The sequence below is a fragment of the Modestobacter sp. VKM Ac-2985 genome, from assembly GCF_026967925.1.
Classification (GTDB): domain Bacteria; phylum Actinomycetota; class Actinomycetes; order Mycobacteriales; family Geodermatophilaceae; genus Modestobacter.
Window position 1 is genome coordinate 1 of record NZ_JAPVBI010000005.1, and the last position, 9,511, is coordinate 9,511.

Genomic DNA, 9,511 nt, shown 5'->3' on the forward strand with positions numbered 1-9,511 from the left:
GCCGTGGTGACCGGTTTCGACCGGGTGGAGCTGGACCCGCGGGGCTTCCGGTCGGGGGCGATGAACGAGCTGCTGCCGGACCCGGTGCGCTACCGGTGAGCTGACCGGACGATCCGGGCGGCCGCGACACCGGCGCCGAAGCCGTTGTCGATGTTCACCACCAGCACCCCGGGGGCGCAGGCGGTGAGCATGGTGAGCAGCGCGGCCAGGCCCTCGAAGGCGGCGCCGTAGCCGACCGAGGTGGGGACGGCGACCACCAGCCGGTCGGTCAGCCCCGCGACCACGCTGGGCAGCGCGCCGTCCATCCCGGCGACCACGACGACCGCATCGGCCGCGGCCAGCTCCGGGGCCACCGCCAGCACCCGGTGCACGCCGGCCACCCCGACGTCGTCCACCCGCCGGCAGCCCACCCCGCTGGCGGCCAGGGTGGCGGCGACCTCGGCGGCCACCGCGCCGTCCGACGTGCCGGCGGTCAGCACGAGCACCTGGCCGACCGGGGGTGGGGGAGTGCCCACCCAGGCCACCCGGGCGACCGGGTCGACGTGGGCGTCCGGCCAGCGGTCGCGGACCGCTGCGGCCGTGGGCTCGTCGACCCGGGTGGCCCAGGCGAGCGGGACGCCGGCGTCGAGCAGGCCGGCCAGGCAGGCCACCGTCTCGGCCGGGGTCTTGCCGCCGGCGAAGACCACCTCCGGGGTGCCGGTCCGGGCCGCCCGGTCGGGGTCGAGCCGGGCGAGGCCGATGTCGGCGGTACGCGGCTGCTCGGTCACGGGGGCCATTCTCGCGCACGCGCCGTGTCGAGCCGGTCGTCGCTGGGCAGGATGCCGTGCATGAGCGTCGTCAAGATCAACGTCGTGACCATGCCCGAGGACAAGCGCGCCCGGTTCGAGGAGCGGTTCAAGGGCCGGGCAGGTGCGGTGGAGACCACCCCCGGCTTCGAGTGGTTCGAGCTGCTCCGCCCGGTCGCCGGCACCGAGGCCTACCTCGTCTACACGCGGTGGACCAGCGAGGAGGCCTACGAGGCCTGGCAGACCAGTCAGGACTTCGACCGCGCGCACGACGGCGGGGGCGACACCCTGGCCCCGGTCGCCGAGCGCTCGCAGCAGCACGTGTGGAGCTACGAGGTCGTCGAGTCCGCGGCGCCGAAGGGCAGTTGAGCCGCGGACCCCTGTCGTCCTCGCCGCCGACCCGGTGACGACGGCACGGGCCCGCCGGTTCGTCCGGCCGCACCGGCTCGTCCGGCTGCACGTGCCGGGGGCCCGTGCCGCCGGGCTAGGGTGACCGTGCGGGCCTGGCAACCGCCGGAGCACGCTCAGCACGAGCACCAGCAGGTGGGAGCCATGACCGACACGCTCGCCGACAGCCGTACCTCCTCCCGGGACTTCGCCGCGGGTGTGCCGCTGGTCGTGGAGGACGTGCCCCGCCGTTCGGTCGCCGAGCGCACCCGTCAGCTGGAGGACCCGGGCTTCGGCCGGTACTTCACCGACTCGATGGTGGTGGCCCGGTACCGCGTCGGCCAGGGCTGGGTCGATGCCCGGCTGACCGCGTACGCCCCGCTGCAGCTGGACCCGAGCGCCGCCGCCCTGCACTACGCGCAGTCGATCTTCGAGGGCCTCAAGGCCTACGCCCAGCCCGACGGCAGCGTCGCCACGTTCCGGCCGGCGTCCAACGCCGCCCGGTTCGCCCGCAGCGCCGCCCGGCTGGCGATGCCCGAGGTGCCCGCGGAGTCCTTCCTCGCCGCCGTCGACGCCCTGGTCGACGCCGACCGGGACTGGGTGCCCACCGGTCCCGACCAGACCCTCTACATCCGGCCGTACATGCTGGCCGTGGAGCCGTTCCTCGGCGTCCGCCCGGCGCACGAGTACCTGTTCATCGTGATCGCCAGCCCGGCCGGTGCGTACTTCCCGCGCGGCGTGCACCCGGTCTCGGTCTACCTCTCCGAGGACTACATCCGGGCCGCTCCCGGCGGCACCGGTGACGTCAAGTGCGCCGGCAACTACGCCGCCAGCCTGCTGGCCCAGGAGCAGGCGATCGCCGCCGGCTGTGACCAGGTGGTCTGGCTGGACGCGGTGGAGAAGCGCTACGTCGAGGAGATGGGCGGGATGAACCTGTTCTTCGTCCTCGGTTCCGGCGCCGACGCCGAGCTCGTCACCCCCGAGCTCACCGGCACGCTGCTGCCCGGCATCACACGCGAGTCGCTGATCACCGTCGCCCGGGAGCTCGGGCACCCGGTGACCGAGCGGAAGTTCAGCGTGGACGAGTGGCGGGCCGGCGTGGCCGACGGCTCGATCACCGAGACGTTCGCCTGTGGCACCGCCGCCGTCATCACCCCCGTCGGTGAGGTGAAGGCGCGCACCGGCGACTTCACCGTGGGCACCGGGGAGCCCGGTCCGCTCACCATGCAGCTGCGCGCACACCTGCTCGACGTGCAGCACGGCCGGGTGCCCGACTCGCACGGCTGGCTGCACCGCGTCGCGCCTGCGGCCTCCTGAGCACGTCGACCACTCGGCACCGGGGGAGAGGAACGGCGTGCTGCGCTGGCGTGGGCTGGACTCGACCCCGCAGGACCTCGGGCGCACCGTGGTCACCGTCGGGATGTACGACGGGGTGCACCGTGGCCACCAGCACCTGATCGGTGCCGCCGTCGCCCGAGCGCGGGCGCTCGGGCGCCCTGCGCTGCTGCTCACCTTCGACCCGCACCCCTCCGAGGTGGTGCGGCCCGGCTCCCACCCGGCGATCCTGACCTCCGCCGACCGCAAGGCGGAACTCGTGGCCGAGCTGGGCGTGGACGCGATGTGCGTGCTGCCCTTCACCGCCGAGTTCAGCCGGCTGTCCCCGGGGGAGTTCACCCACACCGTGCTGGTCGAGCACCTGCACGCCGCCCAGGTGGTGGTGGGCCGGAACTTCACCTACGGGCACAAGGCGGCCGGCACCGTCGAGACGCTGGCCGCCGAGGGCCGGCGGTTCGGGTTCAGCGTCGAGGGCGTCGACCTGACCAGCGTCGGGTCCGCTCCCGCCCTGGCCGGCGACGGCGAGGTGACCATCTCCTCCACCTACATCCGGGCCTGCGTGGCCGCCGGGGACATGAGCTCGGCCGCCCTGGCCCTGGGCCGCCCGCATCGGGTCGACGGCATCGTCGTCCGGGGCGACCGCCGGGGACGGGAGCTCGGCTACCCGACCGCCAACGTGGAGAGCCCCGCGCACACCGCGATCCCCGCCGACGGGGTGTACGCCGGGCGCCTGGTGCTGCGTGACCACCGCGGGGCCAGCCGCAGCACCCACCCGGCCGCGATCTCAGTGGGCAGCAACCCCACCTTCGCCGGTGCCCGGCGCACCGTCGAGGCGCACCTGCTCGACTTCGACGGCGATCTCTACGGCGAGCACGTGGGCGTGGAGTTCGTCGAGCGCCTGCGCCCGATGCTCAGCTTCCCCGGCGTCCCGGAACTGCTGGTGGCCATGGGCGAGGACGTCGCCCGGACCCGCGCCGTCCTGGGGATGTGAGGCCGCGGCGCGCCGGCCTCGACGCGGCCGGCGCACCCGCCGGCCGCCCTCCTGATCCCACTCGGCGGGGCCCGGCCCTGGCGCAGCCGTGTAACCTCGATGCCGACGTCGGGTGACCGACGTGTGTGCATGCTGCCCCCGTGACACAGACCGGGGGCCACACGTGACCTGCCCTGGAGGCACCATGGCGCTGGAGAGCGCGACGAAGAAGCAGATCATGACCGAGTACGCGACGGTCGAGAACGACACCGGTTCCCCCGAGGTGCAGGTCGCGATGCTGACCCGACGGATCAGCGACCTGACCGAGCACCTCAAGCTGCACAAGCACGACCACCACAGCCGGCGGGGCCTGCTCCTGCTGGTCGGTCGTCGCCGGCGGCTGCTGAACTACCTGGCCAAGACCGACATCAACCGGTACCGCTCGCTCATCGAGCGGCTCGGCCTGCGCCGCTAGCACCACCGAGGGGACCGCTCCGGCAACGCCGGGACGGTCCCCTCACTCGTGCGGCACCCGCCGCACGGGAACACCGGCCCCACGCCGGCCAGCCCGCGAGGGCCGGTCCTCGGTAGTGGCCCCCGGGACGCAGCGAGCCTGAGTGCAGGACCCGCGAGCGCGACCCCGAGGGCTTCGATCGAAGACCGGTCGCCCCGGACGCCGGCGCGACGCCGCGAAGAGGACGTCGCCGTATGCGACGTAGGAAGAGGACACGATGTCCGCACCCACCACAGATCCCACCGACTTCGACGCCGAGGACGGCGTGTTCACCGCCACCGCGGTGATCGACAACGGGGCCCTCGGTTCCCGCACCGTCACCTTCGAGACCGGCCGCCTCGCCAAGCAGGCCGCCGGCTCCGTCGTCGCCACCATGGGCGACACCACGCTGCTGTCGGCCACCACGGCCGGCCGTCAGCCCAAGGAGCAGTTCGACTTCTTCCCGCTGACGGTGGACGTCGAGGAGCGGATGTACTCGATCGGGAAGATCCCCGGTTCGTTCTTCCGCCGCGAGGGCCGCCCCTCCGAGGACGCGATCCTCACCTGCCGGCTGATCGACCGCCCGCTGCGGCCGACCTTCGCCAAGGGCCTGCGCAACGAGGTCCAGGTCGTCATCACCGTCCTGTCCCTGGACCCCGACCACCTGTACGACGTGCTCGCCATCAACGGCGCATCGGCGTCCACCCAGCTCTCCGGCCTGCCGTTCTCCGGCCCGATCGGCGCGACCCGGGTGGCGCTGATCAACGGCCAGTGGGTCGGCTTCCCGACCCACGCCGAGCTCGAGGACGCCGTCTTCGACATGGTCGTGGCCGGCCGGCTCCTGCCGGACGGCGACGTCGCGATCATGATGGTCGAGGCCGAGGCCACCGAGAAGACCATCGAGCTGATCGCCGGTGGCGCCACCGCCCCGACCGAGGAGGTCGTGGCCCAGGGTCTCGAGGCCGCGAAGCCGTTCATCAAGGCGCTGTGCCAGGCGCAGTCCGCACTGGCCGGCAAGGCCGCCAAGCCGGAGGCGCACTTCCCCCGCTTCCTGGACTACCAGGACGACGTGTACGCCGCCGTCGAGGCCCAGGCCGCCGAGAAGCTCGCCGTGGCCCAGGCGATCGCCGGGAAGCAGGAGCGCGAGGAGGCCACCGACGCGCTCAAGGACGAGGTCAAGGCCGCGCTGGCCGGCCAGTTCGAGGGCCGTGAGAAGGAGATCTCCGGAGCCTTCCGCGCCGTGACCAAGAAGGTCGTCCGGCAGCGCATCCTGCGCGACAAGATCCGCATCGACGGCCGTGGCCTGACCGACATCCGGCCGCTGTCGGCCGAGGTCGAGGTGCTCCCGCGGGTGCACGGCTCGGCGCTGTTCGAGCGTGGCGAGACCCAGATCATGGGCGTCACCACGCTGAACATGCTCCGCATGGAGCAGCAGCTGGACACGCTGAACCCGGTCACCCGCAAGCGCTACATGCACAACTACAACTTCCCGCCGTACTCGACCGGTGAGACCGGCCGGGTGGGCTCGCCCAAGCGCCGCGAGATCGGCCACGGCGCGCTGGCCGAGCGGGCGCTGCTGCCGGTGCTGCCGGACCGCGAGGAGTTCCCCTACGCGATCCGTCAGGTCTCCGAGGCCCTCGGCTCCAACGGCTCCACCTCGATGGGCTCGGTCTGCGCCTCGACGCTGTCCATGCTCAACGCCGGTGTGCCGCTGAAGGCCGCCGTCGCCGGCATCGCCATGGGCCTGGTCTCCGACGAGGTCGACGGCAAGACCGAGTACGTCGCGCTGACCGACATCCTCGGCGCCGAGGACGCCTTCGGTGACATGGACTTCAAGGTCGCCGGCACCAAGGACTTCGTGACGGCCCTCCAGCTGGACACGAAGCTCGACGGCATCCCCTCCGACGTCCTCGCCGGTGCGCTGACCCAGGCCCGCGCGGCCCGGCTGCACATCCTCGACGTCATGCTCGAGGCGATCGACGGCCCCGACGAGATGAGCGCCTACGCCCCGCGGGTGACCACGGTGCGCATCCCGGTCGACAAGATCGGCGCGGTCATCGGCCCCAAGGGCCAGATGATCAACGCGATCCAGGACGAGACCGGCGCGGACATCACCATCGAGGACGACGGCACGATCTACGTCGGCGCCTCCGACGGCCCCTCGGCCCAGGCCGCGGTCGACCGGATCAACGCCATCGCCAACCCGACGCTGCCGAAGGTGGGCGAGCGGTTCCTCGGCACCGTGGTGAAGACGACGGCGTTCGGTGCCTTCGTCTCGCTGCTGCCCGGTCGCGACGGCCTGGTCCACATCAGCAAGCTGGGCAACGGCAAGCGGATCGCCAAGGTCGAGGACGTCGCGAACGTCGGCGACAAGCTGCAGGTCGAGATCACCGACATCGACGCCCGCGGCAAGATCAGCCTGGTGCCGGTCGTCGAGGGTGGGGCCGGCGACGCCGGTGACGCAGCCTCGGCCGACGAGACCGCCGCCCCCACGGAGGCGTGAACACGAGTACCGACCTGACCGGGGTCGGGGCGGGCGCTGCGGCGTCCGCCCCGGCCCCGGTCGGTGTCACCACCCCCGGGGTGACGCAGCTGCTGGACGTCGACGAGGTCGGCGGCCGGGTGGAGCGGACCGAGCTGCCCGGGGGCCTGCGGGTGATCACCGAGACGATGCCCGGGGTGCTGTCGGCGACCCTGGGCATCTGGGTCGGCGTCGGGTCCCGGGACGAGAGCCCGGAACTGGGCGGCTCCTCGCACTTCCTCGAGCACCTGCTGTTCAAGGGCACGCAGAGCCGCACGGCGCTGGAGATCGCCACCGCGATGGACGCCGTCGGCGGTGAGATGAACGCCTTCACCGCCAAGGAGCACACCTGCTACTACGCGAACGTGTTGGCCAGTGACCTCCCGCTGGCGGTGACCCTGCTCGGAGACCTCGTCACCGACGCGCTCAACACCGCACCGGACCTGGAGTCCGAGCGCACGGTGGTGCTCGAGGAGATCGCGATGCGCGACGACGAGCCCGCCGACGCGGTGCACGACCTGTACGCGGAGACCCTGTTCGGCGACACCCCGCTGGGGCGGTCGGTCCTGGGCACCGTGGAGTCGATCGAGGCGCTGACCCGGGACGACGTCGACGGCTGGTACCGCGACCGCTACGCCGTCCCCTCGATCGTCGTCTCCGCGGCCGGGCGGGTCGACCACCAGCAGGTGCTCGACCTGGTCACCGAGGCCTTCGGCGACCGGCTGACCGGGGGAGCGCGGCCGGACCCGCTGCGGCTGGGGTCCGACGTCGTCCTCGCCGGACCGGCGCGGCCCACCGGGCTGATCCACCGGCGCACCGAGCAGACCCACCTGCTGCTGGGCAGCATCGGGATGGGTCGGCTGGACGATCGCCGTTACGCCGGAGCCGTGCTGGATGCGGCGGTGGGCGGCGGCATGAGCTCGCGGTTGTTCCAGGAGATCCGGGAGAAGCGGGGTCTGGTGTACAGCGTGGGCTCCTCGCTCACCCACTACGCCGGGACCGGCAGCTTCTCCGTGTACGCCGGGTGCTCGCCCAAGCGGGTGCCCGAGGTGCTCCGGCTGATCAGGGCCGGACTCGCGGAGGTCGCGGCCACCGGCCTGACCGCCGAGGAGGTCGCCCGGGCGCGTGGCCAGCTCAAGGGCGGTCTCGTGCTGGGGCTGGAGGACACCGGCTCGCGGATGAGCCGGCTGGGCAAGAGCGAGCTCTCCTACGGTGAGTACCTGCCGGTGCGGACGGTGCTCGACCGGATCGAGGCAGTGCAGGAGGACCAGGTGCGCGCGGTGGCCGCCGATCTGTTCACCCGGCCGACCTGCCTGGCCGTCGTCGGCCCGTACCGCGAACGCGACCTCGACCGGCTGCTCGCCGCCTGAGCCGCCGATGACCTCCCGACCGACCGCGGTCTCTGTCGTCCACGGCGCGCTCGCACGCTGCGTGTTCGCGGTCGTCGTGCTGGTCTCCCTGGCCGTGCTGTTCACGCCGGCCTCGGGTGTCCCGTCCGCTCCGCCGGGCGTGGACAAGGTGGTGCACGTGCTGCTGTTCGGGGTGCTGGCGGTCAGTGGCCGGTGGGCCGGCGTCGGCCGCGGGGTCCTCGGCGTCGTCCTGGTCGTCTACGCATCCATCAGCGAACTCCTCCAGTCCCTGCCCGTGCTCAACCGGTCGACCTCGGTCGCGGACCTGCTCGCCGACGTCGCCGGGGTCGCCGTCGGGCTCCTGGTCTGGGACGCCGTCGCCCGGACCCGGGCGACCCGGCCCCGCTGACCGTCCGGTGGGTGGGGTGCCGCCTTGCGTGCGGGGCCCGCGTTGGTGAGCATCGCGGGATGAGCACCCCACCGGCCCCCGACGTCCAGCCCCCGTCCGCCATCTCCGGAGAGACCCCGCTGGTCTCGGTGGGGGTGCTCGGCGCCCGGGGCCGGATGGGCGCCGAGGTCTGCCGGGCGGTCGACGCCGCCGACGACCTCGAGCTCGTCGCCATGGTCGACGAGCGGGACTGGCTGTTCAACGTCGCCGATGCCGGTGCCCAGGTGGTCGTCGACTTCACCCGTCCCGACTCCGTCATGGACAACATCCGCTTCTGCATCGACCAGAACATCCACTGCGTCGTCGGGACGACGGGGTTCGACGAGCAGCGGCTGGCCACGATCGCGGAGTGGCTGGAACCCAAGCCCGACCTCGGGGTGCTCATCGCACCCAACTTCGGGATCGGGGCAGTCCTCCTCATGCGCTTCGCGCAGGAGGCGGCCCGCTTCTTCCCGTCCGTGGAGATCGTGGAGCTGCACCACCCGAACAAGGTCGACGCCCCCTCGGGCACCGCAGCCCGGACGGCCCGGCTGGTCGCAGCCGCTCGGCGGGCTGCGGCCGTGCCGGCTGCCCCGGATGCGACCCGGGAGTCCGACTCGCTGCCCGGGGCGCGCGGCGCCGACGTCGAGGGCGTGCCCGTGCACGCGGTGCGGCTCGCCGGCCTCGTCGCGCACCAGGAGGTGTTGATGGGCGCAGCGGGGGAGACGCTGACCTTGCGGCACGACTCCTACGACCGGGCGTCGTTCATGCCAGGCGTCCTCCTCGCGGTCCGGGAGATCGGTCGCCGTCCCGGTCTGACCGTCGGGATCGAGTCGCTGCTCGGCCTCTGAGGCCCGTGGGACGGTCTCCGGGTCGATCCAGGCGCCCCAGATGGTGACCTGCCTCGCAATCCGCGAGCGACTGGTCGGCGTTGACCTGCGGTTTCTCTCCGACGAGTGGCTCCGGGAGCCGTTCGGGTCGCTCCGGGGCCCTCCGGCGGTTTGACGGAGCCTGGGACGGCACGTAAGTTCTTCTTTGCGCCGAGCGAGACCGGGTCGAAAGAGCCGGGAGCCGCGAGGTCAGACCCCAGGGTGTGACAGCGAGCCGTGCACGGCGTACAGTCGGACAAGCCGCCTCAGACGAGGGCCAAGAAATTGGTCGGGTTCTGTGCGCGTCCGCTCCTTGAGAACTCAACAGCGTGCCGAAAGTCAGTGCCAAGTAACAAATCCCCCTTCGGTGTCCTT

The 9,511-nt window shown here is 72.6% G+C and carries 9 protein-coding genes; 8 read left to right on the top strand and 1 reads right to left on the bottom strand.

Translation table 11 applies throughout. The features are described from left to right. Window positions 1-89: 89 nt before the first annotated feature. Complete coding sequence (gene larB / locus O2V61_RS22270; RefSeq protein WP_269185469.1) at window positions 90-767, bottom strand: nickel pincer cofactor biosynthesis protein LarB; 678 nt, start codon at window positions 765-767, stop codon at window positions 90-92. 60 nt (window positions 768-827) lie between these two features. On the opposite strand from larB, the gene O2V61_RS22275 reads away from it, so the two are divergent. The 8 genes from O2V61_RS22275 (at window position 828) to dapB (ending at window position 9,118) form a co-directional block, all read left to right on the top strand. Beyond that, on the top strand, window positions 828-1,154 hold the full coding sequence (locus O2V61_RS22275; protein WP_269185470.1) for an antibiotic biosynthesis monooxygenase family protein: 327 nt from the start codon (window positions 828-830) through the stop codon (window positions 1,152-1,154). A 183-nt stretch (window positions 1,155-1,337) separates the two neighbouring features. Further along, window positions 1,338-2,489, top strand: coding sequence for a branched-chain amino acid aminotransferase (locus O2V61_RS22280; protein ID WP_269185471.1), 1,152 nt, complete (start codon window positions 1,338-1,340; stop codon window positions 2,487-2,489). A gap of 37 nt (window positions 2,490-2,526) precedes the next feature. Beyond that, window positions 2,527-3,498, top strand: coding sequence for a bifunctional riboflavin kinase/FAD synthetase (locus O2V61_RS22285; RefSeq protein WP_269185472.1), 972 nt, complete (start codon window positions 2,527-2,529; stop codon window positions 3,496-3,498). Between the two features lie 184 nt (window positions 3,499-3,682). Next, window positions 3,683-3,952: a 30S ribosomal protein S15 gene (rpsO, locus tag O2V61_RS22290; protein WP_091942961.1), complete on the top strand. Its 270-nt coding sequence runs from the start codon at window positions 3,683-3,685 to the stop codon at window positions 3,950-3,952. A 256-nt stretch (window positions 3,953-4,208) separates the two neighbouring features. Beyond that, complete coding sequence (locus tag O2V61_RS22295; RefSeq protein WP_269185473.1) at window positions 4,209-6,473, top strand: polyribonucleotide nucleotidyltransferase; 2,265 nt, start codon at window positions 4,209-4,211, stop codon at window positions 6,471-6,473. Then, window positions 6,470-7,861 carry a M16 family metallopeptidase gene (locus tag O2V61_RS22300; protein WP_269185474.1) on the top strand — a complete coding sequence of 464 codons (1,392 nt, stop codon included), beginning with the start codon at window positions 6,470-6,472 and terminating at the stop codon, window positions 7,859-7,861. Before O2V61_RS22295 ends, O2V61_RS22300 begins: the two co-directional genes overlap by 4 nt. Before the next feature lie 7 nt (window positions 7,862-7,868). Then, window positions 7,869-8,249, top strand: coding sequence for a VanZ family protein (locus O2V61_RS22305; RefSeq protein ID WP_269185475.1), 381 nt, complete (start codon window positions 7,869-7,871; stop codon window positions 8,247-8,249). 59 nt (window positions 8,250-8,308) lie between these two features. Next, window positions 8,309-9,118, top strand: coding sequence for a 4-hydroxy-tetrahydrodipicolinate reductase (gene dapB / locus O2V61_RS22310; RefSeq protein WP_269185476.1), 810 nt, complete (start codon window positions 8,309-8,311; stop codon window positions 9,116-9,118). Window positions 9,119-9,511: the final 393 nt, after the last annotated feature.